We start from the raw sequence: 22,231 nt of genomic DNA, 5'->3' as shown, positions 1-22,231 counted from the left end.
ATGAGGGAATTCCGCTTCGGCGTCAACCTGGTACCGATGTCCGGACGCCAGGAGTGGCAGCAGCGCTGCCGGACCGCCGAACACCTGGGCTACGACGTCATCGCGGTCCCCGACCACCTCGGCGTCCAGTCCCCGTTCCCGGCGATGGTCGCCGCGGCCGAGGCCACCGAACGGGTGCGGGTCACCAGCTATGTGCTCAACAGCGCGTTCTGGAACCCGGTCCTGCTGGCACGCGAGGTGCTGTCCACGGACGCGCTCACCGACGGCCGGCTGGAGGTGGGCATCGGAACCGGGTACGTCCGCAAGGAGTTCGAGCAGGCCGGCCTGGAGTGGGGCACGGCGGGCAGCCGGGTGGGCCGCCTCGGCGACACCGTGACGGCGCTGCGCGCTCTGCTGGCGGCCCCCCGCGCACTGGGCTTCCCCGGCGATCCGTCCGAGGTCCCGCTGCTGATCGGCGGCAACGGCGACCGGGTCCTGCGACTGGCCGCCCGCCACGCGGACATCGTGTCCTTCGCCGGCGCCGTGCTGGCGAAGGGCTCGGCGCGGGGCACCCTGGAGCTGATCTCCGCCGAGGCCCTGGCGGAGCGGGTGGCCTTCTTCGAACGGGAGGCCGGCGACCGGGCCGCGCGACTGGAGCGCAACATCCTGATCCAGACGGTCCTGGAGACGGACGACCGCCGGAAAGCAGCCGAGGCGCTGCGACGGCGCTCCCCCTATCTGACGGTAAGCCAGATAGCGGAGGTGCCGACCCTCCTGTTCGGCACCGCGCAGGAGATGGCGGCGGCGCTGCTGGAGCGGCGGGAGCGCTACGGCATCTCCTACGTCTGTGTGCAGGAGCGCGATCTGACCGCCTTCGCCCCGGTGGTCGAACTGCTCTCCGGCCGCTGAACCACCCCGGGCCCGCCGCCCCCTGACGGCGGGCCCGGACGTTTGAACGGTCACCGGTGATGACTGGAATCCGCCCGAACGGATGCCGAAGGCGATCGGCGGACCTTAAGGCTTCCTTAGCCGGGGCTCTGACGGGATCCGCGAGCCGGAAACGCTCATAGGATCGGCCAACGCAAATCCGTGCCATCGCTATTGATGGTCCGTCAGAAAGGCGATCCACCCCCATGACCACGGAAGCTGGCCCCGCCCGCGGATTCGGCCGGATCCCGACGAGCACCGCCCGCCCCCGATCGGCCACCGCCGTGGCGGTCCTTGTCGTCCTGCTCGCCACAGCCTCGCTGGCCGTCGCCCTGTCGGCCCCGCACGCCTCGGCCGCACCGATACCGGGCTCCCCACTGGACGCCTACGACCACCGCGTCCCCTACGACACGGGCGTCCACCACATCGCCAGGCTCGCCGCACTGACCGCCTACGCGCTGATGACCGCCACCGTGGTACTCGGGGTCGTGCTACGGCTGCGCTACTTCCAGCGGTACGTGAACCGCGCCACCATGTACGGGGCGCACATGGTGCTGGCCCTGGCCGCCCTGATCTTCGGCGGCCTGCACGGGGCCACCTTCGTCTACCAGCCGATCTGGCGGCTGGGCGCGCTCGACGTCCTGGTGCCCTTCCTCGGCGGGCAGCAGCGGATCCCGGTCGGTCTCGGCGTCCTGGGCACCGAACTCGCCGTCGCCCTGGGCTGTTCCATCTGGCTGCAGCGGCGCCTCGGCTACCGGCACTGGCTGCGGATCCACCAGTTCGCCTACGCCGCGTTCGCGCTGGTCTGGCTGCACGTCCTCACCGTCCACCCCGAGCCGCGCCACCTCGACGTGGTCGCGCTCGGCGTGGCCCTGGGCGCGGGGACCTGCCTGCTGCTCTTCCTGGTCCGGGTGCTGCCCTCGCGTTCCCGGCTGCGGCAGCAGTACCTGCTGGCCGGTCCGGGGGCGGCCCGTTGAGCGCCCCGGCCGCCCGGCCGCGCGAGGCCGTCGAGCCGACCCGCGCGCAGCCGCCCCGCCCCGACCTGGTGCCGGGCACCGGGCCGGTGCGGGTCAGCGTGGACAACAACCGCTGCCACATCTACGGAATCTGCGAGCAGGAGGCTCCGGAGACCTTCCGCATCTCGGAGGGCGGCTCGCTCCACTACGAGACCGCCGTCCCCGCCAAGCACGCGGCAGCGGCCAAGCAGGCCGCGCGGCTCTGCCCCATGCAGGCCGTCACGGTGCGGGAGGCTCCCGCACGGCGGCCGCGGCCCAGGAGCGCGGCGCGGCGCAGCACCGGCCGGATCGTGGTGGCGGGCGGCGGGCTGGCCGGTCTCAGTGCGGTGACCCGGCTCCGCGAACGGGGCTTCGACGGCGAACTGGTCGTGGTGGGCGAGGAACCCAGGCCGCCGTACAGCCGCCCGCCGCTGTCCAAGCAGTTCCTCACCGGCGAGCTCCGCGGCGAGGATCTGACCTTCCACCAGCAGACCGACGCGCACTGGCTGCTGGGCACCCGGCTGGTCTCGCTCGACCCGCTGCGGCGGACGGTGGAACTGAGCGGCGCGGAACGGCTCGGCTACGACGGACTGGTGATCGCCACCGGTGTCGCCGCGCGCCAGCTGCCCGAACGGCCGCTGTTCAGCCCCCGGCTGCGCACGGTCCGCACCCTTGAGGACGCCGTGGCGCTCCAAGCGGCCCTGCAGCAGGCCCGGCTCCGCCGGGTGGTGGTCGTCGGCGGCGGTTTCGTCGGCTGCGAACTGGCCTGCACCGTGCGCCGGTTCGGGATGGACGTGACACTGGTGGCAAGCGGCGGACGGCTGCTCGAACGGGTCCTCGGCCCACAACTGGGCGAGGTGGTCGAGCGGATCCAGCGTCGCGCCGGCGTGGACGTCCGGCTGCGCACCCGGATCATCGACTGGGCCGACACCGGCTACGGTCTGCGGCTGCGCCTGGACGACGGTTCGTCGGTCGAGGCCGACCTCGTGGTGCTCGGCGTGGGCGGTGCCCCCCGCACCGAGTGGCTGCGCGGCGGCGGGCTGGACATCCGGGACGGAGTGCGCTGCGACCGCTTCTGCCGGGCCCTGGACCTCGACGGCCGGCCGGTACCCGGCGTGGTGGCGGCCGGGGACGTGGCGTGCTGGCCCAACGAGCGCTTCGACGCGGTACCCCGCCGGGTCGAACACCTCATCCACGCGGTGGAGATGGGCCAGCACGCCGCCGACTCACTGCTGCGCGGGCCCGACCGGGCACAGCGCTTCACCCCGGTGCCGCGCTTCTGGTCGGAGCAGCACGGCGTCCGGATCCAGGCGGTGGGCCTGCCGGCGCTGGCGGAGCGCATCAGGATCGCCGAAGGATCGCTGCGCTCCGAGCGCTTCGTCGCCACCTTCCACCGCGACACCCGCCACGGCCCGCAGACCGTGGCCGCGGTGGCGTTCGACCTGCCGAGCCGGCTGCTGGAGTACCGGGACCTGATCGGCCTGGTCACCCCCGCCCCCGTCACCCACCCGAACCCGAGGGGTCCCCGTTGAGCCGACGCGTCATCCGCTCACGCCGCTCCCGCCGCCGCGGCAAGCCGTCCTACCGGGGGCTGCTGCCGTGGCTGTTGAGCCTGCCGGCCCGGCTCCGGGTGCGCTGGGCGCTGATCGCCCTGGTCATGGTGACCGCCATGGGCGCGTACGGGTACCTACTGGTCTCCGCACCGCCGATGCCGCCGTCCCGGGCTCCGTCCGGGGTGTCCGGAGACGGCGCGGCCCGGCCGGCGGCCGGGCGGCCCTGAGCGCCCGTGCCCCCGTCCGGGCCGACGGCCCTCCCGGCGCTGGTCAGTCCCCTGCGGGCTCCAGCCGTCCCTCGCTCCTGTCGTCCGCGGCCTCGGCGTGGGCGGCCTCGGCATGGGCGGCATGGGCCTTGGCCGCCCGACGCTTGAACAGCCAGGCCGAGAACGCGCCGATGACGAGGGCGATGACCAGGCCGATGTAGGAGAAGTCCTTCAGCCACTTCTCGGCCACCTTGCCCACCTGGTAGACCAGCAGCGTGGTGCCGCCGGCCCAGGCGACCCCGCCGAGCACGTTGGCGATCAGGAACTTCCAGTACGGCATCCGCAGCGCGCCCGCGAGCGGCCCGGCGAAGATCCGCAGCAGGGCGATGAACCGGCCGAAGAAGACCGCCCACATGCCCCACTTCTGGAACGAGCGCTCGGCGGTGGCGAGGTGGTCGGGTCCGAAGTGCTTGGGGAACCTGCGGCCCAGCTTCTCGAACAGCGGCTTGCCGCCCTTGCGCCCGATCGAGTAGCCGATCGAGTCACCGATGATCGCCCCCAGGATCGCGCAGATCGCCACCCCCCAGGGGTTGACCGTCCCGGCGACGGCCATCATGGTCGCCGTGATCAGCGCGATCTCCCCGGGCAGCGGGATACCGAGGCTCTCCAGCCCGATGATCAACCCGACCACCGCGTAGACGGCCGTGGGCGGGACGCCCTCGATCCACTGATCGATGTGCAAGACCGGTTACCTCCGTGGGCAGCGCGAGACGACGCGTCTCGCTCATAACGAGCAGGAAAGGGCCCGCGTTCCCCTACGAGTCCCCGTGAGGGCAGCCTAACCCGACGGCCCTCCCCTATCTGAAACGCCTGATAGCCGCTGCCGGTTCCTACCAGCCGGTCACCACCGCGGCCGACCCTGCCTGGCGCGACCGGGCGGCAGAGGTGTGGTTCTCCTCACGCTCGGCCCGCGGCCCTGGCTTCAGGGCCTCCACCGCGAGGTGCGCCAGGTGCGATCCACTGGTCGGACATCGGCCGGGGTGATCTCCCCAACGGCGTGGTGGGCTGCGCACCGTACACAGGAGCATGCGGCCGAGCACCGGAGAGCCTCGTACCGGAACCGACGCCACCGGACAGGACGGCTCGGTCGGACGCACCTGCCCTTACACGGAGATCCCGGCGTGACGGATCGTCAGCTGCCTGCGCCAGGAAGGAAGCTCGTCGCGGGGGGCCGGTTACCGTTTGGTATAAAGGTTGGCTTGATGGTGGGCGGACGTGACGAGCCCGCCAACGGTCCGCGCTGTCAAGGAAGCTGGGTCTGCGCGGGGGGACCGGCGGAGCAACCAGGGGCGAACGGCGGGCATCGATGGCTGGGTTCAGGACGGACAGGCCAGGTTCAACGAAAGCTGAGTCGGAGGAGGCCGCGGCAACCGTGCCGCGGGCGCGGTCCGGTGGCGGGGGCCGGACCGCCGTCCTCCAGGACGTACCCGCCGGCGTGGCGGGTGCCGGCGGCGAGTCGGCCGATGCCCTCGACGGTGCTTCGGCCGCCGTGGCCGAACCGGCGGCGGACACTCCGGCGGCCGCGCTCCGAACACCGTCCGTGCTCGGTCTGCAGGGCCTCGCCGTGCTGGGGGTGCTGGCCGAGGCGGGCGGGATGCCGGGCTCGAGGTCCCTCCCCGCCGTCGACGCGGTCATCGTCGCGGCCGGGTTCCTGGTCACGTTCTCGGTACTGCGGGAGCGGCTGGCGTCCGGACGTCCGGGCCTGCTGCCGCGCTGGCGGCGCCTGCTGAAGCAGCAGACCCCCGCACTGCTGCTGTGCCTCGGGGCGGCGGTGGCCGCGGTCGGACTCGTCGGCGGACTTCCGATCGCCAAGGTGTTCCGCGTGTTCGTGCCGGCGGTCTTCCTGCAGTGCGCGGACTGGGCCCAGTTCCATGCCGACGGCATCCTGCCGAAGGCGGCCTACGACGGCTCATGGATACCCGAGCCCTTCGGGGCGGTCTGGCCGCTCAGTGTCGTCGGTCAGATCGCACTGGTCTGGCCGCTGCTGCTGACCGCCCTGCTGTTCCTGCTGCGCGGATCGCTGCGGGTGCTCGGCGCGCTCCTCCTCTTCGCGGCCGCGGCCCTTCTCGCCCTGCCGTTCACGCTGCCCGCGGCGGCCTGGCGGGGGCTCGCCTCGCACGAGGTGTTCTTCGCCGGCGCCGAGCGGATGCTCGACCTCGCGCTGGGCGGGCTCGCCGCGTGCTGCGCGGTGACCGTGCTCCGACGCCGTGGTACGGGCGGTGCCGAGGCCGGTACGGGCGGTGCCCGCACGGCCGTCGGCTGGACGCTCGCCGGGGTCGTGCTCTCGGTCGGGCTGGCAGCGGCCGGAGTCGGGTCGGGCGCCGGCGCCGAGTCGAGGCTGACGCACCTGGTCCCGGCTCCGACCGCCACGCTGCTGGCCGAGGGTGCCACCGCGCTGCTGCTCGCCCTGCTCGTCCTGGTGCTGGCACTCGGCCACGGCCCGCTGTGCGGGCTGCTCGGCCGCCCCCTGCTGGTCGAGTTCGGCCGGATCGGGTACCCGCTGCTGCTCGTCGGGCCGCTGCTGTTCTGGCTGCTGCGCCACGGCTGGCCGCGGATCACCTGGTACGGAGTGCTGCTCGCGGGCCTCGGCCTCAGCTGGCTCGTGGCGGTCTGCGTGCACTATCCGACCCGGCGGGCCGCCGTCAGGCCCTGGAGCACGGCACGGGCCCTGCCGCTGGTGCTCGCCGGATGCCTCGTGGTCGCCGGCGGCTCGTACTGGCTGCCCGCCCGGGCCGCCCAGCTGCTGCGTCCGAACGGCCCCACACTGGTCCTCGGCCTGGGGGACGGGCTGGCCGGCGACTTCGCCACCGCGCTCAACCGGCCCCGCGGGTCGTTGAACGGCGCGAGCGGGGTCGTCGGGCCCCTGGTCGACTGCGGGGTGCTGGCGGGCGCGGACGGCCACCCCGGCTGCGACGGCTGGCGGCAGCAGTGGCGGACGAGCCTCGCCGCCAGCGAGCCCGACGCCGTGCTGCTGCACCTGGGCAGGGACGCGGCGGACCGCACGGTGGCGGGCCGGAAGCAGACCGCGTGCGACCCGGCCTACCGGCAGCTGTACCTCGCGCGGCTCGCCGACGCCCTCCAGGTGATCGAGTCGGTGGTGCCGAAGGCCACCGTGTTCGTGATGAACGAGCGGCTCGACAACAGCGCGGCCGACCCGATCGGCGCCGCCTGCTACAACCAGCGGATCAAGGAGTTCGCCGACACCCATCAGGGCAGGGTCGGACTGGTCGACCTCAACGCCGAGCTCTGCCCGGTGGACGCCTGCCGCCAGGGCACGCCGCAAGGCCGCCGGTTCTACGCGACCGTGGACGGCACCCGGCTGACGGCCGACGGTCAGGCCCTGATCGCGCCGTGGCTCGAGCACCAGCTGCGCCCGACGGCCCCGACCGCCACCCGGTAGGCAGAACCGCCGGGCGGGTGGCCGAGGGCCGGTCAGTGCTTCGGCGTCCTGACGGGGTGCTTGCCGCCGGAACCGGTCTCATGGCCGGTTCCGGCGCCCGTGTCCTGGCTGCCGACGGGCAGCCGGTACGACTGTGAGAAACAGGACTTGACGGCCTGCTCGGTCGCGGGGCGTCCCGCGAAGTCCAGCCGGGAGTGGTCGTCGGCCGGTGGTATCGACGGGTTGGTGTGGAAGTTGACGGACCACCAGTAGACGCCACCGAGCCTGCGCTCCCGGACCACCTGGCACACGGCGGTGTACCAGGTCGCCTGCACCTGCGGGTTGACCCGCCCGTAGCGGTAGAAGTCGCCGGGGCTCCGGTAGGCGCCGTTCTCCGCGCCGATGCCGGCCTCGGAGAGCAGGGTGGTGGAGAGGTCGTCGGAGTGCTTGCGGTCGAGCCACTGGTTCCAGGCGGCCGCGATCTGGTCCGCACCCGCGCTGTCCGGTGCGTCGACCGGGAAGTAGGCGTCCACCTGGACCTGGTCCACCGGCACGTCGACGTCGTGCGCCACGTAGTTGTCCCAGTTGGTGTCGTACGCCAGCTCGCCGGGGAAGTGCCCGCGCAGCTCGGAGACCAGCGCGGACCAGTGCGGATCGCCCTCCAGCGAGACGAGTTCGGTGCCGGCCACCATGGTGGTGACGGACGAGTCCTTGGCGACGTCCGCGTACCGGTCCAGCAGACCGCCGTACGAGGCGAACCACTTCTCCCGGTCCGCGGGAGCGAGCGCGCCCCGCCACTGCGGGAGCAGACTGCGCTCGTCGATGATCGGTCGCAGGGTGATCCGCAGGCCGGCCTTGTGGAAGGTGTCCAGTGCCGGCTTGAGCCTGGCCGGGGAGGGCGTCTTCTGGCCCGTGTGCAGGCTGTTCGAGTCGATGCCGTCGATGTAGACGGGAAAGGAGAGCGCGACGGAGTTGGCGCCCAGACCCACCAGGTAGTCGGCGATGCGCTGGGCCTTCCCGCGGATCTCGGATTCACCGTCGGACGGCATGTCCTCCCAGTACACCTGGGCACCCCACTGCGGCATCCCGGGCTCCCAGGGGTGGGCCACGGTCGGTGTGTCGGCCGACGGGGTGGCGGTCACCGGGTCCGCGGCGTTGATCACCGGGTCGGCGAACTCCTTGACGGGGCTCGGCACCGGGGAGGGGGTGGCACCCGTCGAGAGCCTCGGCACGGCCGAGCCGGGCGCCCAGTGCAGCGGCTGGCTTCCCAGGGCGAGCGGTACGGCTGCGACGGCGGTCACCACGGTGACCGGGAGGACGGCGAGCCAGGGGCGACGGGATCGGGTCATGGCGTGGGGTTCCTGTGAGGTCTGAGCAGGTCGGGTCGCTGGCGCCGCACGGGGCCCGCGGCGGGTCAGGCGGGCTTCGCGATCACCACGAACTTGTTCTCCTCGCCCCGGACGAACTTCAGGAAGCCGCGGAACCCTCCGATGCCTTCCAGCACCGAGAAGACGGGTATGAGCGCGACCACGGCGATCGGCTCCCACCAGCGGCGCCGGCCGCCCGCCGAGACCAGCCCGTTCAGCCGGAGCCCCTCCCAGTACATCCAGATGACGTAGCCGAAGTTCAGCGCCCAGAGCAGCACCACGGACTGCGCGACCGGCGAGGTGTTCAGCGAGCCGCTCAGCCAGGCGAAGGCGAGCACCATGGCGATGTGCTGAAGCGGGCCGATGATCCAGGTGGAGACGCACAGGGCCAGGAACCAGCGGTGCCGCAGCGGGATGCTCCGGTTGAAGCACAGCGCCACCAGCCCCCACGACCAGCGTTCCCGCTGCTTGACGAAGTCCCGGACGCCCGCCGGCGAAGCCCCGTAGCAGCGGCCGTTGAACCAGTCGCTGCGGCCCGGGTAGCGGCGGCAGAAGGTGAGCGCGAGTTGGGCGTCCTCGACGATGGCCTTGGGGCCGAAGTCCCAGCCGATGGTCGCCTCGACGGAGGCCCGGAGCAGGAGCAGCTCGCCGTGCACGCCGGCGATGGGCGTTCCGGTGCCGGTGAGCGCCCGGAACCGGGCGATGTCGTCGGCCGGCCGGACCGCGTCGGCCAGCCAGGTGAAGCGGTTGACGGCGAGTTCGCGCGGATAGGTGAGTATGCCCTGCGCCATGTGCTTGGCCTCGTCGGGGCTGGACCGGCGCTGGCGGTTGATGAACTGCGCGAGCGTCTCGGCGGTGTCCGGCCCGACGCCCGTGTCGTCGTCCATGTGCAGGACCCACACCTCGTCCCTGGCCTCGCCCTCGGCGATCCGCAGCTCGTGCGCGTAGTGGTTGGCCCTGGCCTTGAACCGGGTGCCGTTGGGCGGCCGGTAGGCCTTCGGCACCGTGACGATCCTGATCCGCGGATCCGTGGCGCCGAGGGTGTCGATCCGCTCGGCGGCCTCGCAGTCCTCCTCGGTGAGGACGTCGACCCGGAGCTGGGAGAAGTACACCGGCAGATGGGCGACGTACGACTGGACGGACCGCTCCAGGGCCGGGTAGGTGTCATGCCGGCCGATGGTCGGCACCAGCACGATCAGGAGATCGTCGGACACCTCCGCGGCGGGGGCCATCTCGTGCCTGTGCCGGATCCGGCGCCGGATCAGCAGTGCGCCCTGGAGGCCCACCAGGACGCCTACGGCCGGGACCGACCACATGACGGTGAGGATCCAGCCCAGTGGAGTGTGGTTCGGCCGGTAGGTCCACAGGCCGAACGCGAGCAGGGCCAGGAACGGCAGGGCGAAGGGCGTCAGGCCGGGGCGCCACTGGGCGATCCGGTGAGCCAGTTTGTCGGTTGCCCTGGTCATACGGGTTGCACTGCCTTCCTCTGAACGCCCGAGGCGGTCCGACCGGTGGCCGGACCGCCTCGGGGCCTGCTCCTGCGGCTGTGGCCGTCGGCCGCTCAGCCCTGCTGCTGCGGGTCCCCCGGCGCGGGCTGGGCCGGCGCCGCCGTGCCCGGATACGCCGGGCCCTGCCGGCCGTACCCCTCGGGCGCGGGCGGACCGGCGACCGGCTGCTGCGTCGGCGCCTGCTGGTGCGTCGCCGGCTGCTGGTACGGGTTCACCGGCCCCGGGGCGGCGAAGGGCTGCCCCAACTGCTGCTGCGGGAACGGGCCGGGCGCGTACGCGGTCTGCTGGGCGGCCTGTTGGGCGGCCAGAGCCTGCTGGGCCTGAAGGGCGGCGGCCGTCCAGGCGTTGACCGGCGGTTGCCACGGCACATGGGCGCCGACCCGGCGGGTCAGCATCAGGACCAGCCCGACGCTGACGATCACACCGAGGACGAAGGTGGCCAGCAGCAGTTCACCCTGGGTACTGCTGGTGAACCAACCGCGCTGAGCGTGGTCGAACAGCGCCCCGGTGAGGCTGCGCAGCCGGTTGTACCCCTCGACCAGGGCGACACCGCAGACGAGACCGCGCGCCCAGTGGCTCCCGCGCAGGATGAAGAAGGCGCCGACTCCGTAGAAGACGGCATAGCTGAGGCTGGACGTCTCGGCCTGACCGGTCTTGTCGGTCGAGCCGTAGTACACGATTCCGAGCAGGAAGTTGCCGATGCCCACGTCGGCGAAGCAGTTCCAGAGTGCCCGCACCAGCAGTAGGGCGGCCCACCCGAGCGCGACATAGGCGGCGACCCGGTAGAGCTTGGGCACCTCGGCGGAGTCGTGCGACCCGATGCCGGAATTGTTCTGATTTCCCCCGCTGATCGCACTCACCTCTAGGAGTTCGCGTCAATATGTTTATGGTCGGATGAGGCCAAGTAGCATCATGGCAAAGGGAAGTGACGGTTTGCCAGCCTCCGCCCCGCCGGCGCCCGATTGTGACGAAGTCGTTCGTCCGGAGCCCGGTGGCCGGAGCACCGGACCGTCACTGCCGGTGCAGTTTCCGCCAGTCGAAGGCCGAACCCTGCGCCCTGCCGCCACCCGTGATGGCGAGTGGCGCGCGGAAGCTCGCCGTCAGGTCGTCCTGACTGTTGCGCCGGCTCGGTTCGGTGGCATTGTCCGCGGTGATCGCCTGCCCCCAGACCGACCAGACCACCCACGGTGTCCGGCCGAGGGTGTCCTTCTGGGCCTGGTTGACCGGGACGTAGAACGACTCGGCCAGCATGCGCGGCTTCCGGTAGGAGGCCAGGCCGTCGTACCACTGGGACGTCCAGGCGGACCGCCCGGGCGCCTGGGGGGTGGTGCTGTAGTCGTCCACGCCGACCATGTCCACGTACTGACCGCCCGGGTAGTAGGCCGCCGGATCGCCGCCCTTGGTGCCGTCCCAGGCCGAAGGCGACCACACGAAGATCAGATTGTGCAGCCCGCGGGTGCCCACCAGGTAGTTGTACATGATCTGCCAGAGCGCCTTGAACTTCTCAGGCTTCTGGTCGGCCCACCAGAAGCCGTTGGCGCAACTCGTGGCGTTCATCTCGTGGTACGGCCGCAGCAGGACCGGAACGCCGTGGTCGGCCAGGTAGGCCAAGTGGTCCGCCAGATAGGAGAGATCACCGAGCAGCGCCTGGTACTCCGGCGTGTCGTCGCGCCAGTCGACGACCCGGTCGAACCAGCCCGGGTCGTGCGCCGCCGGCGAACCGGAGCACTGGACCTCGGAGAAGGACTTCATCCTGCTGCCCGGGTAGGGCTCGTGGAAGGACATCCCGACGATTCCCGCCGGACCGCCCCCGTTCTCCGGCAGCGTCGTGGTCGAGCCGTCGCAGTTGTGCTCGGTGCCACCGGTGTAGTAGCTGCCGTCGGCGGGCCGGGGCAGCCCGGACCAGACCCCCTGCAGCAGGTCCACCACATCATCGGTGTACTGCCAACCCGGCTGGCACGTCGGCCACTTGCCGGTCGAGTAGCTGCGCGGGTCGCCCGCCGCCCACCCCGGCTCGTCGTACCCCGGGCCCAGGTCGGCCTCCACGAAGCCCGCCAGGCGGCCGGTGAGCTCCTCGGTCTTGCGGTAGTAGTAGCCGGGCTGCTTGAGTCCCGGCTGGTCTCCGTACTCGGGATTGAGCCGCTCGTTGTGCACTTCCACGTGCTGGCCGAGGACGGTGCCCTTGGTGGCGCCGCCGCGGGCCGCGTTCTCCAGCTCGGCTAGGGCCTGGTAGACCGCCTGCGCGTTCGGTGCGGCCTTGGGGTCGCGATCCGTGAGGGCGGTACCGACCAGCTCTGGCGGGGTCGAATCCGCCGGCGCCGGCGCCCGGTCGCCGAACGGGGCGCCGGCGATGAGCAGACCGCCCACCAGGCCGATGGTGGCGGTGAAGGCCGCGATCCGGATGCGCGCGTCATGGCGCTTCCAGAACGGGGGTTGCGAGTCCGGATGGAGGACGGCCCCATCCTGCCGGTCGCCGAACCCTCTGCCCCCCAGCATCCCACCGCACCCCTTCCGGTAGTTCGAGAGGAGCAGCGTCGGGAAGATCAGTGAAATCTCTTCGGACCCCGGCCTCACGCGAACTGATAGAGGGTCAGACTACTGGTGTCCGATGGGACGGACCGGGAACGGGTCGGGTCGGACGGCACCGGGCGGCGCCCGGTGTCCATGGGTGCGCATACCGCCACTCAGGGCGAGCGGACCGGACCGGTGCGGTACCTCTCGGCGAGCAGAAGCCGACAAGTGGTGATCTCGTTGGTCTTGGAGTCCACCTCGCACTGGGCGGTGACCGGGCGGTCGCCGGTCGTAGCGGCGAGCGGAACCGCGACCGCCGCTGACCCTGCCCTGCGGCCGACCGGGGCGCCGCCATGGGAAGGAGCGCGGTCCATGGCCGACGAACTGCTCGACCTGGCCATCGCCACGGCCGGCGGCCGCGAACTGTGGCGCACCGTAAGCCGTTTGAGGGTCGACATCTCGATCGGGGGCCCGATCTGGGCGTTGAAGGGCTGGCCGCCCGGTCGGACGTTCGACCAGGTCATCACGGTGGACCCGGGCCGGGAGCACATCGTGTTCAGCCCCTTCACGCGCCCGGACCGGCAGATGGTCTTCGACGCCGCGGCCGACCGGGTCACGATGCAGACCCTCGACGGCGAGCCGGTCGAGACCCTCGCTCCGGCCCGCGCCGGCTTCAGGGGCATGCTGCGCGACAGCGCCTGGGACGCGCCGCACCTGGGCTACTTCCTGGGCTACGCGTGCTGGAACTACTTCACCACACCGTTCCTGTTCTCCCATCCGGGCATCCGGACCCGGGAGATCGAGCCGTGGTACGAGGCCGGACAGACCTGGCGACGCCTGCGGGTGCGCTTCCCCGCCGAGATCGCCACCCACAGTCCCGACCAGGTGTTCTACTTCGACGCCCTCGGCGTACAACGACGCATGGACTACGTCGTCGAAATCAACGGCAGCACACTGGTCGGCCACTACACCGGCCGCTACCGGTCCTTCGACGGCCTGCTGGTGGCGACCCGCCGGCGTGTCTTCCGCCGCAACCCCGACAACAGCGTGAACCTCAACCTGCCGTCCATCACCCTGGACATCCACGATGTGGAACCGGTCCGCTCCGGCACGGAGGAAGCACAGCCATGACCACGCACACCACGACCGTCGACCACCCCGCACGGCGCCTCGTCGTAGCGCTCCCGCAGCCCTACGACGCGGCCCGCGAGCAGTACGAGACCCTGGTCCCGGAGGTCGATCTCGCCCGCTTCTTCCAGATGGCCTCCTGGCAGGCCACGCTCGAACTCGCCGAGATCAACGCCCCCCACGGGTTCATGCGCTACTACCGCAGCGACCTCACCGCCGTGATGGCCGGATCGCAGTCCTTCTGGAAGGCGACGCAGTACCTGATGGGCAACCACACCATCGCCGAGCGCATGTTCCGCCACGACCCGTCGGTGATGCTGCACGCGCCGCTGCGTACTCTCCTCTACGCCGACCCCGACGGCGACACGAAGCTGGCCGTCGACCAGCCGAGCCTGCTGTTCGCCAGCTACCACGACGAGCGGATCTCCGAGGTCGGCCGCGAACTCGACGCCCTGCTCGCCCGGTTGATCGGCCTGCTCGGCGCCGACGTGCCCCCGCACCTGGCAGCCGCGTGAGGCCGGGGGCCGTGGCCGTCGGCGATCCCCGGTTTGGTACACCCGCACGAACTTCGTCGCGAAGATGGTGCTTTGCGCCCAGTGGCTGCCCGGCCGCCCGCTTCTAGTGTCGTGTGCACAGACGCGATCTGATCCCCGCAGACCGGAAGGAGCGGGACATGGACGCGACGCGCGGCACCGCAGTCGGGTCGGGGCAGAGCATCCCGGAGGGGAACGGGCATCCGGTGGTGGAACCTCCGGTGCTGGGCGGGCCCGAGGAATCCGACTACTACCTGCTCGGCGGCCTGCTCACCGACGAGCAGCAGACTCTTCGCCACCGGATCCGCGACTTCATGGACCAGGAGGTCACCCCGATCATCAGTCCCTACTCGGCGAACTCCAGGACGGCGACCGAGGGACGACGGGTGGCCAGCGGTGGGACGGCCAGCGCGAGCGGCAGCAGGGCGCCGAGCAGCCCGCGCCCGCCGATCGGCCGGACGTCCCGCACCGCGACCACCGCCGGACTAGCGGTGCGGAGCTTGGCCTGCTCACCCGCGTCCATCGCCCACGGCATCGGGGGCACCTGGTAGCCATGGGTGCGGATCCTGCCGCTCAGGGTGAGACGGCTGAACCAGTGCGGCACGGCGTCCAGCACCAGCGAACCACCCGGGAAGCGCTCGGCGCAGCCCGCGAGAAGGGCCCGTACCTGGGCGGGCCGGAGATACATCAACAGGCCCTGCGTTGTTACAAGCACTTCGCGGCTGCGGTCCACCTGGTCGGCCCAGCTCAGGTCGGTGGCGTCCGCGGCCAGGTAGCGCTGCCGCGGCCCGGGTGGCAGCAGCCGCTCGCGCAGTGCCACCGACTCGGGCAGGTCCACGGTGACCCACTGGGCGCGCCCGTTGTCGACCCGCCAGTACTGGGTCTCCAGTCCTTCCCCCAGGCAGACCACGGTGCCGCGCGGCTCCCGGGCCAGGAAGTCCGCCACCTCGCGGTCGAAGCACGCCACCCGCACCGCCTGCAGCTGGGCCTGGAACCCACTGACGCCGAACCGCTCGGCGAACGGGTAGTCGATCCGCTCGACCAGCTCGACGGCCTTGGGATCCTCCAGCAGCGCATCCGGCCGGCGAGCCTCGACGGCGCGCTGCCAGAGCGTCCAGAGCGCCGTCTCGGACACCCCGGCCAGCTCGGCCGGAAGCGATACCGACGATCCGTCAGAAGCCACCGGGATCTCCTCGCCAACTCGTGTGTCCGACAGGTACTCCCAGGCAGTCCGGCACCCGATCAGGTCACCGACCCGCACACCGGCCCGTCACCGACGGGGTGCCGATCCTCTGCCCGCGGGCTCGGGCGCCACGACAGCGACCGTTGTCAGCAGCTGACGAGGACCGTCCCGCTTCCCCGAAACGACCGTCCCATATCGTCGGCACTCCGGCACCGCGGCGCCGCCGGTCAGCCGACGCCGAACGCGCCTTCGGGGGGCGGTGGCGAGTCCTGGGCGTCCGCGTCCCGTACCGGCGGGGTGCGGCCGACCAGACGGGTCAGGTCGGCGCCCTCGCAGAGCCGGGCCGGGAACGGGTCGCCGGCGAGGCGGCGGCCGAGCTCCTCGACGGGCAGCGGACGGTCGGAGCCGATCAGCAGGATGTTCCCGTACCGCCGGCCGCGCAGCACCGACGGCTCGGCGGCCAGGCAGGCGTACGGGAAGACCTCGCGCACGGTGGCCGCCTGTGCCCTGGCGAAGGCGAGCGGCGGACCGTCGGCGAGGTTGGCGGCGTAGCAGCCGCCGGGGCGCAGCGCGGCCCGCACCTGCCGGAGGAACTCGACCGAGGTGAGGTGCGCCGGGGTGCGCGAGCCGCGGAAGACGTCCGCGATCACCAGGTCGGCGCTGTCCGGCGGCGCCTCCCCCAACCGCTCGCGGGCGTCGCCGACGGCGATCTCGATCCCCTCCGGCCAGGGCAGCAGTTCGGCGATCAGCCGCATCAGCGGACCGTCCACCTCCACCACCCGCTGGCGCGACCCCGGCCGGGTGGCGGCCAGGTAGCGCGGGATGGTGAGGGCGCCGCCGCCCAGGTGCAGCGCGTCCAGCGGCTCCCCGGCGGGCGCGACGGTGTCGGCCAGATGGGCGATCCGCTGGATGTACTCGAACTCCAGGTACGTGGGGTCGGCGAGGTCCACGTACGACTGGGTGGTGCCGTCCAGGGTCAGCAGCCAGCCGTGTTCGCGGTCGAGGTCGGGCATCAGCTTGGCCGTACCGAGCGCGACCTCCCGCTCGACCGGTCGGCGCTCCCGCTCCTGACCGCTCATGCGGGCAGCGCGGGGAAGTAGGTGTCGATCCAGCGGTCCAGCTCGGCGAAGACCTGGGCGCGGGCCTGCTCGCCGGAGAGCACCAGGTCGTGCATGCCGCCCTCGATCCGGACGGTGGTGACGTGGCCTCCCAGGCGCGGCGCGAGCGCGGCGATGTCGTCGGCCCGCAGTACGGCGTCCCGCTGGAACATCGCCGGGTCCCACTTGGTGGTGGTGATGGAGGCGGTGGAGGCCATCACCAGGACCGGGCAGTCGATGGCCAGGCCCTGGCGGATCCGGCGGTGGCCGCGCTGGATGGCGGCGAGCCAGCCGGCGTAGAGCGGGAAGCCCTCGGCCGGCTTGAGGGTGAGGTCGAAGTCCCAGCTGCCCTTGTGGTCGCGGTGCAGGCTGTGCACGTAGTGCGGGTTGAGGGCGGTGGGCAGGGCGCGGGTGGGGGCGATCCGCCCGATCGCCTCGACGGCGGGCGCCCCGAGGGTGCGGACGGCCGGGGCGGCGGGCATCGACAGGAAGGGGCTGTTCAGGAAGAGCCCGTCGACCAGTCCGCGACCGGTCCGGCGGGCGGCCCACAGCGCGGCGATCAGTCCGCCGGTGGAGTGGCCGTTGACCAGCAGCCGGGTGTGCCCGTCGACCTCCCGGATGATCCGGACCGCCTCGTCCAGTTCCTCGTCGTAGGCCCTCAGGTCGCGGACGAAGTTGGGCGACTGATGGGGCCTCAGCGAGCGGCCGTACTTGCGCAGGTCCAGGGCGTAGAAGGAGAACCCGGCCGCGACGAAGTGTTCCGCGAGGTTGGTCTGGAAGAAGTAGTCGGTGTAGCCGTGGAGGTAGAGCACGGCCCGCTGGGAGCCGGGGACCAGTCGCCTCACCAGGGTCGCACTGACCGCGCCCTCATCGTCGGGGGCCAGCGGAAGCTCGACCGCCTCGTACGGGGCACCCAGGATGTCTTCTCGGAACTCCACGTCTGCTGCCGCACCCATTCTCTGCTCTGACCTGCCGTTACAGGGCCACCGTTCCAGGACCACCGACGATACCGCCCACCCGGCCGAGGTCAGCCGCCGGAGCCCTCCGCGGCCGCGGCCGTGGCCCTGCCGCGCAGTACCGAGACCACTCCGAGGCCCGCGGCACTGACCGGAACGGCGAGCAGCGCCCCGATGATCCCGGCCACACCGGAGCCCGCCACCACGGCGATCATGATGGTGGCGGGGTGCAGCTCGACGGTCCGGCTCTGGATCACCGGCTGCAGGACGTTCCCTTCGATCATCTGGACGGTGAGCACCACCCCGAGCGTCCAGAGGGCGGTGCCGAGGCCGCGGTCCGCCAGCGCCACCAGCACGGCCACCGTGCCGGAGAGGAAGGCGCCGATGAACGGGATGAACGCGCCCATGAACACCAGCGCGCCCAGCCCCGGTGCGCCCGGCACGCCGAGGAGCAGCAGGCCGATGGTGATGAAGGTGGCGTCGATCAGCGCGATCAGGGTGGTGCCGCGCATGAACCCGGCCATCGCGGCGAACGCCTTCTCCCCGCAGGCGATCACCGTCTCGGCCCGGGCGGCCGGCAGCACCGAGTGGACCAGCTCTCCGCTGCGGTGCCCGTCCCGCAGGAAGAAGAAGACCAGTGCCAGTGCCAGCACACTGCCGGTGATCACCTGGGTGGCGAAGCCGAGACCGGAGATGACCCCGTTGGCCAGCGAGGAGACCAGTGAACTGCCCGATCCGGCCGACTCCGACAGCCCGTGCCGGATCTTCTCGCCGAGCGGTCCGAGCCAGGAGGCCACCTTCTCACCGGCGTGCCGCAGCGAGTCGGCGATCTGTGGGGCGCTGTGCACCAGCGAGTTGGTGAGCACGGCCAGCACCGCGAACACCGCGACCACCAGTACCGCGCAGGTCAGTCCGGCCGCCGCGCCGCGCCCGAGCCCGCGGCCCACCAGCCAGGGCATCACCGGCTGGAGCAGCGCGGTCGCCAGCAGCGCCAGGACCAGGGGAATCGTCGCCGCCCGCAGCTGGACGAAGGCGAAGACCAGGAACCCGGCCACCGCGAGGAACAGGATCACCGCGGCCGACCACGCCGCCGCCCGGCGCACCGCGGGCGGCAGTGTCTGATCCGGCCTCTGGCCGTTCCCCGATCCCTCGCCCGCCGCCCCTGGGGGTGTGGTCTCCGCCGACATCCCGACTCCAGCTCCGCCCGACCGGTCCCGATTCGGACCATCTCAGCACGTGATCCAGCGGAATGTCCGGTGTTCGGCCTCGCGGCGCGTCTCCTACCCCGGGCCGCTCCGCCCTCGGCGTTCACGCGCGCTCCGTTCCGATCCGCGGCACTTTTTGCCGCAAAGGCAGGATGGATCCCCCCAATCCACAAGCTAATGGTAGGAATCTTCTATACGCATTAGCCACTCCAGCGAGAGGAGCCACCCATGGCACCACGTCCTCCCTTCCCTCCCTTCGACGAGGAGACGGCCCGCCAGAAGGTCCAGGCCGCCGAGGACGCCTGGAACACCCGCGACCCCGAACGAGTCGCGCTCGCCTACACCGAGGACTCCGTCTGGCGGAACCGTGACCGGTTCCTCACCGGCCGGGCTGAGATCACGGCCTTCCTGCGCGAGAAGTGGTCCAGGGAACTCGACTACGCCCTCCGCAAGGAGCTGTGGAGCTTCGGGGGCAACCGGATCGCGGTGCGGTTCCAGTACGAGCACCGCGACGATTCGGGCCAGTGGTGGCGCAGTTACGGCAACGAGCTGTGGGAGTTCACCGAGGACGGGCTGATGAGCCGCCGGGAGGCCGGAATCAACGACGTCCGCATCGACGAGGCGGACCGGCGGATCCTCGGCCCGCGGCCGGAGAGCGAGCACGGGGTGCCGTTCCCGCTGCGGTGACGGCGTACCTGCCCGGGGGCGGCTCCACCGCACCCGGGCGGCCCCGGCCGACACCTGCCCCGACGGCTCCGGAACCGCCGCACCGGGCGGCCGGCGCGCCCGGAGCCGGTCGTCACGTGCGCTCCGGTGACCGCCCGGCCGTCACGACTCCCGGCCACCGGGCGGGTGCCGGCGGGCCGGCAGGGCCCGGCGGAGTGCACGGGCGCTCAGCGCCGGCCGCGTCCGCTCACCGCCTGTGGTCCAGGACCCGGCGCAGCACCGCGATCCGGTTACTGGTCAGCGAGTCCACGCCCGCGGCGGCCAGCCGGAGCATGGTGCGGCGGGTGTCCACCGTCCAGGCGCTGACGGCCAGTCCGAGATCGCGTGCGGCTGCCACGTAGTCCGCGTCCACCAGGCCGAAGGGCGGGTTGACGTAGCGCGGGCGGAGGTCGTCCAGCAGGGGGCGGCTCGGGAGCCTGGGGTGCTTCCAGGTGAGCGCGATGTCGGCGTCCGGCGCGTGCTCCCTGACCGAGAGCATCGCGGCGACCGGGCCGCAGAAGCCGACCCGGTCCTCGACGCCGAGGCCGGTGACGGCGGCCCAGGTGGCGGCCACCGGGGCGGCGTCGTCCAGGTCGATGAGCAGCTTGGCGTCCGGGGCGGCGGCGACCGCCTTGAGCGTCTCGGCGAGGGTCGGCACCCGCAGTTCGCCGCTGCCGAGCCCGCCGAGCTGCTCCAGGGTGACCGAACCGATCCGGCGCGGGTCGCCCCAGAGGCGGTCGAGGGTGCGGTCGTGCAGCAGGACGGGGACGCCGTCACGGGTGAGCTGGACGTCCACCTCGACGGCGTCAGCCCCGGCGGCGAGCGCGGACTCGACCGAGGCGAGGGTGTTCTCGCGGTGGCGGTACGGGTCGCCCCGGTGGGCGACGGCGAGCACCGGACGGGAAGACGGAGCGGGCACGGTTATCTCACTCGGCGATATGTGGCGGAACATGGCGGAAAGGTTCTTTGAGGGGCGGAACTCGGCGTAGCCGGTGGGCCGTCAGCAGCGTTCCACGACCACGTTGGTCGACTTGACCACGGCGGTGGCGGGAGCACCGGGGACCAGGTTGAGCTCCTCCGCCGACTCCCGGCTGATCAGCGAGACCACCCGGAACGGCCCGGCCTGGATCTCCACCTGTGCGGCCACGTCGCCGAGCACCACATTGGTGACGATCCCGGGGAAGCGGTTGCGGGCGGACGAGGGACGGCCCTCCGCCTCGGCGTTCTCCGGTCTGGCCAGCTCACGGGCGAAGGCCGCCAGTTCGGCCCCGGCGATGATCCGGTGCCCGTGCTCGTCCCGCTCGGCGGCGAGTCGGCCCGCGTCGACCCAGCGCCGCATGGTGTCGGCGCTGACGCCGAGCATGGCCGCGGCCTCGCCGATGCGGTACGGGTTGATCGGCCGGTCGGGCTGGGCCATGAGCGCTCCTGGCGGTGTTCCGGTGACTGCTGGTCTCGTCCGGGCCATCCTGCCGTACCCGGGGGCCCGGATTCGACCAAGGGTCGACCGGCGCCGCTGCCGCTCCGACCCGGCTGGGGTCGGCATGTGCCGCACGTCCGAGAGGGTCAGCGCGGGATTCCCGGACGCTCCGTCACATATCCGCTCACCGCTACGGGAGTTGGCCGATCGGTCCCTCCGAAGAGCTCCCGCCGCACCGCGTCCCCCGCCGTGAGCACCGCCCCGGCCAGCACCGCTCCCCCGCCCGCCGTCCCGGCCCGCACCTCGGTGCGCAGCGGCAGCAGCCCGGCCAGCCGTCGCTCCACCAGTTCGGCCAGCACTTCGCCGCCCGCCCGGCCGATCTCGCCGCCGAGCACCACGCAGCCGGGGTCCAGCACCGCGCAGACGGCCGCCGCGCCGATCGCGATCCGTTCGGCGAGGGCGTTCAGGAAGTCCGCGGCCGCCGGACCACCGGTGAGCGCGGCGCGGACCACCGCCTCGGCCTGTGCGACCACCCCCGTCGCCGCCTCGGGCACCGGCAGTCCGTGGGCGTCGGCCAGGGCGCGGATCGCGGCGCTGCTCGCCAGCGAGTGGAACCCGCCCTCGCAGCCGTCCGCGCTCGGCAGCGACCCGGTGCCGGGGACCGGCAGGAAGCCGATCTCGCCGGTGCCGCCGGAGGCGCCCCGGCGCAGCCGTCCGTCCAGCACCACCGAGGCGCCCACGCCGTGGCCGAGCCAGAGCAGTACGAAGGTGTCCCGGTCCCGGGCGGCGCCGATCCGGTGTTCGGCGATCCCGGCCAGGTTGACCTCGTTCTCCAGGATCAGCTCGGTACCCGGTTCGGCGCGCAGCGCGTCCAGCAGCTCCACGTGCCAGCGGGGCAGCTTGCCCGAAGCGCTCAGCCCGCCGGTGGCCGGGTCCACCAGGCCGGGCGCTCCGACCGCCACGGCGTGCAGGTCCCCGGCGCCGACCTCCCGGGCGCGCTCGTGCAGGGTGCGCACCGTACGGGCGGCGAGGTCGGCGGTGTCCGCACCGTCCCCGGCCGACAGCTCGGCGGTGGCGAGCGTGCGGCCGGTGAGGTCGGCGATCACCAGGCTGACGCCGGTGGAGCGTACGTCGAGGCCACCGAGATGGGCCCGGTCCGCGACCAGGGCGTACAGCCTGGCGTTGGGGCCGCGCCGCACCTCCTCGCGCTCACCGGCCGGTTCGACCAGGCCGCTGCGCTGGAGGCGCTCCAGCAGGTCGGCCACGGTCGGACGGGAGAGTCCGGTGAGCTCCCGCAGTTCGGGGGCGGTCAGGGGGCCCCGGTTGAGCAACAGGTCCAGCGCCAGCCGGTCGTTGATGGCGCGGGCGGTGCTCGGGGTGGCCGTGCGCGCGATGGTCATGGGAACGCATCCTTCCAGAGGTTTCTATCAGGATTCCTACCTGATAATTTATCGACCACCGGTCGGCGCGCACGCAGCCGGGGCCGCACCCGCGCGGACCGGGCCACGCCGTACCGTCGGGA

Annotated in this window: 20 protein-coding genes; 8 read left to right on the top strand and 12 right to left on the bottom strand. The window is 72.3% G+C overall.

Annotated features, from left to right (window positions below):
* From ACSMTC_RS34915 to ACSMTC_RS34900, 4 genes are all read left to right on the top strand, one after another.
* Complete coding sequence (locus ACSMTC_RS34915; protein WP_436563746.1) at positions 1-888, top strand: TIGR03621 family F420-dependent LLM class oxidoreductase; 888 nt, start codon at positions 1-3, stop codon at positions 886-888.
* A gap of 224 nt (positions 889-1,112) precedes the next feature.
* Positions 1,113-1,883, top strand: a complete 771-nt coding sequence (locus tag ACSMTC_RS34910; protein WP_436563745.1) for a ferric reductase-like transmembrane domain-containing protein — start codon at positions 1,113-1,115, stop codon at positions 1,881-1,883.
* The gene (locus ACSMTC_RS34905) at positions 1,880-3,433 is read left to right on the top strand and encodes an FAD-dependent oxidoreductase (RefSeq protein ID WP_436563744.1); all 1,554 of its coding nucleotides are present in this window, start codon (positions 1,880-1,882) and stop codon (positions 3,431-3,433) included. The genes ACSMTC_RS34910 and ACSMTC_RS34905 overlap by 4 nt, the downstream gene beginning before the upstream one ends.
* Positions 3,430-3,681, top strand: a complete 252-nt coding sequence (locus ACSMTC_RS34900) for a hypothetical protein (RefSeq protein ID WP_436563743.1) — start codon at positions 3,430-3,432, stop codon at positions 3,679-3,681. The genes ACSMTC_RS34905 and ACSMTC_RS34900 overlap by 4 nt, the downstream gene beginning before the upstream one ends.
* 43 nt (positions 3,682-3,724) lie before the next feature.
* Here the strand turns inward: ACSMTC_RS34900 and ACSMTC_RS34895 are convergent, their stop codons facing one another.
* Positions 3,725-4,402: a DedA family protein gene (locus ACSMTC_RS34895; RefSeq protein ID WP_436563742.1), complete on the bottom strand. Its 678-nt coding sequence runs from the start codon at positions 4,400-4,402 to the stop codon at positions 3,725-3,727.
* A gap of 690 nt (positions 4,403-5,092) precedes the next feature.
* On the opposite strand from ACSMTC_RS34895, the gene ACSMTC_RS34890 reads away from it, so the two are divergent.
* On the top strand, positions 5,093-7,120 hold the full coding sequence (locus tag ACSMTC_RS34890) for a hypothetical protein (RefSeq protein WP_436563741.1): 2,028 nt from the start codon (positions 5,093-5,095) through the stop codon (positions 7,118-7,120).
* 32 nt (positions 7,121-7,152) lie between these two features.
* Here the strand turns inward: ACSMTC_RS34890 and ACSMTC_RS34885 are convergent, their stop codons facing one another.
* The 4 genes from ACSMTC_RS34885 to ACSMTC_RS34870 form a co-directional block, all read right to left on the bottom strand.
* A complete protein-coding gene (locus ACSMTC_RS34885) occupies positions 7,153-8,448 on the bottom strand; it encodes a glycoside hydrolase family 113 (protein WP_436563740.1) in 1,296 nt (431 codons plus the stop codon).
* A gap of 65 nt (positions 8,449-8,513) precedes the next feature.
* Positions 8,514-9,932, bottom strand: coding sequence for a glycosyltransferase family 2 protein (locus tag ACSMTC_RS34880; protein ID WP_436563739.1), 1,419 nt, complete (start codon positions 9,930-9,932; stop codon positions 8,514-8,516).
* A gap of 95 nt (positions 9,933-10,027) precedes the next feature.
* Positions 10,028-10,834, bottom strand: a complete 807-nt coding sequence (locus ACSMTC_RS34875; protein ID WP_436563738.1) for a hypothetical protein — start codon at positions 10,832-10,834, stop codon at positions 10,028-10,030.
* A 151-nt stretch (positions 10,835-10,985) separates the two neighbouring features.
* Positions 10,986-12,470: a glycoside hydrolase family 26 protein gene (locus tag ACSMTC_RS34870; RefSeq protein WP_436563737.1), complete on the bottom strand. Its 1,485-nt coding sequence runs from the start codon at positions 12,468-12,470 to the stop codon at positions 10,986-10,988.
* Positions 12,471-12,857: 387 nt separating this feature from the next.
* On the opposite strand from ACSMTC_RS34870, the gene ACSMTC_RS34865 reads away from it, so the two are divergent.
* Both ACSMTC_RS34865 and ACSMTC_RS34860 read left to right on the top strand, forming a co-directional pair.
* Complete coding sequence (locus ACSMTC_RS34865) at positions 12,858-13,616, top strand: hypothetical protein (protein WP_436563736.1); 759 nt, start codon at positions 12,858-12,860, stop codon at positions 13,614-13,616.
* Positions 13,613-14,128, top strand: coding sequence for a DUF302 domain-containing protein (locus tag ACSMTC_RS34860; protein ID WP_436563735.1), 516 nt, complete (start codon positions 13,613-13,615; stop codon positions 14,126-14,128). The genes ACSMTC_RS34865 and ACSMTC_RS34860 overlap by 4 nt, the downstream gene beginning before the upstream one ends.
* Before the next feature lie 364 nt (positions 14,129-14,492).
* On the opposite strand, the gene ACSMTC_RS34855 is transcribed toward ACSMTC_RS34860, so the two are convergent.
* From ACSMTC_RS34855 to ACSMTC_RS34840, 4 genes are all read right to left on the bottom strand, one after another.
* Positions 14,493-15,329 (bottom strand): class I SAM-dependent methyltransferase, encoded by an 837-nt coding sequence (locus ACSMTC_RS34855; RefSeq protein WP_436563734.1) that lies wholly within the window; start codon positions 15,327-15,329, stop codon positions 14,493-14,495.
* 227 nt (positions 15,330-15,556) lie between these two features.
* Positions 15,557-16,408: a spermidine synthase gene (locus tag ACSMTC_RS34850; RefSeq protein ID WP_436563733.1), complete on the bottom strand. Its 852-nt coding sequence runs from the start codon at positions 16,406-16,408 to the stop codon at positions 15,557-15,559.
* Positions 16,405-17,364, bottom strand: coding sequence for an alpha/beta hydrolase (locus ACSMTC_RS34845; RefSeq protein ID WP_436563732.1), 960 nt, complete (start codon positions 17,362-17,364; stop codon positions 16,405-16,407). The genes ACSMTC_RS34850 and ACSMTC_RS34845 overlap by 4 nt, the downstream gene beginning before the upstream one ends.
* An 89-nt stretch (positions 17,365-17,453) precedes the next feature.
* On the bottom strand, positions 17,454-18,569 hold the full coding sequence (locus tag ACSMTC_RS34840) for an AI-2E family transporter (protein ID WP_436563731.1): 1,116 nt from the start codon (positions 18,567-18,569) through the stop codon (positions 17,454-17,456).
* Between the two features lie 246 nt (positions 18,570-18,815).
* Between ACSMTC_RS34840 and ACSMTC_RS34835 the strand changes: the two genes are divergently transcribed.
* Positions 18,816-19,274, top strand: a complete 459-nt coding sequence (locus ACSMTC_RS34835) for a nuclear transport factor 2 family protein (RefSeq protein WP_436563730.1) — start codon at positions 18,816-18,818, stop codon at positions 19,272-19,274.
* Between the two features lie 226 nt (positions 19,275-19,500).
* Here the strand turns inward: ACSMTC_RS34835 and ACSMTC_RS34830 are convergent, their stop codons facing one another.
* From ACSMTC_RS34830 to ACSMTC_RS34820, 3 genes are all read right to left on the bottom strand, one after another.
* A complete protein-coding gene (locus tag ACSMTC_RS34830) occupies positions 19,501-20,211 on the bottom strand; it encodes a glycerophosphodiester phosphodiesterase (protein WP_436563729.1) in 711 nt (236 codons plus the stop codon).
* Between the two features lie 81 nt (positions 20,212-20,292).
* Entirely contained in the window at positions 20,293-20,709 is a 417-nt protein-coding gene (locus tag ACSMTC_RS34825; RefSeq protein WP_436563728.1) for a TOBE domain-containing protein, read from the bottom strand.
* A 146-nt stretch (positions 20,710-20,855) separates the two neighbouring features.
* Positions 20,856-22,109 carry an ROK family transcriptional regulator gene (locus ACSMTC_RS34820; protein WP_436563727.1) on the bottom strand — a complete coding sequence of 418 codons (1,254 nt, stop codon included), beginning with the start codon at positions 22,107-22,109 and terminating at the stop codon, positions 20,856-20,858.
* Positions 22,110-22,231 lie beyond the last annotated feature (122 nt).

This window comes from Kitasatospora sp. HPM-01-4 (assembly GCF_051374625.1).
Classification (GTDB): domain Bacteria; phylum Actinomycetota; class Actinomycetes; order Streptomycetales; family Streptomycetaceae; genus Kitasatospora.
The sequence above is the reverse complement of the archived record's forward strand: the minus strand, read 5'-3'. Positions and strand labels throughout refer to the sequence as shown.

Bases quoted from the DNA above. Each gene is read 5' to 3' on its own strand.
- ACSMTC_RS34915 (WP_436563746.1), top strand. From the start codon at position 1: ATGAGGGAATTCCGCTTCGGCGTCAACCTGGTACCGATGTCCGGACGC.
- ACSMTC_RS34910 (WP_436563745.1), top strand. From the start codon at position 1,113: ATGACCACGGAAGCTGGCCCCGCCCGCGGATTCGGCCGGATCCCGACG.
- ACSMTC_RS34885 (WP_436563740.1), bottom strand. From the start codon at position 8,448: ATGACCCGATCCCGTCGCCCCTGGCTCGCCGTCCTCCCGGTCACCGTG.
- ACSMTC_RS34880 (WP_436563739.1), bottom strand. From the start codon at position 9,932: ATGACCAGGGCAACCGACAAACTGGCTCACCGGATCGCCCAGTGGCGC.
- ACSMTC_RS34870 (WP_436563737.1), bottom strand. From the start codon at position 12,470: ATGCTGGGGGGCAGAGGGTTCGGCGACCGGCAGGATGGGGCCGTCCTC.
- ACSMTC_RS34865 (WP_436563736.1), top strand. From the start codon at position 12,858: ATGGCCGACGAACTGCTCGACCTGGCCATCGCCACGGCCGGCGGCCGC.
- ACSMTC_RS34860 (WP_436563735.1), top strand. From the start codon at position 13,613: ATGACCACGCACACCACGACCGTCGACCACCCCGCACGGCGCCTCGTC.
- ACSMTC_RS34850 (WP_436563733.1), bottom strand. From the start codon at position 16,408: ATGAGCGGTCAGGAGCGGGAGCGCCGACCGGTCGAGCGGGAGGTCGCG.
- ACSMTC_RS34840 (WP_436563731.1), bottom strand. From the start codon at position 18,569: ATGTCGGCGGAGACCACACCCCCAGGGGCGGCGGGCGAGGGATCGGGG.
- ACSMTC_RS34835 (WP_436563730.1), top strand. From the start codon at position 18,816: ATGGCACCACGTCCTCCCTTCCCTCCCTTCGACGAGGAGACGGCCCGC.
- ACSMTC_RS34825 (WP_436563728.1), bottom strand. From the start codon at position 20,709: ATGGCCCAGCCCGACCGGCCGATCAACCCGTACCGCATCGGCGAGGCC.
- ACSMTC_RS34820 (WP_436563727.1), bottom strand. From the start codon at position 22,109: ATGACCATCGCGCGCACGGCCACCCCGAGCACCGCCCGCGCCATCAAC.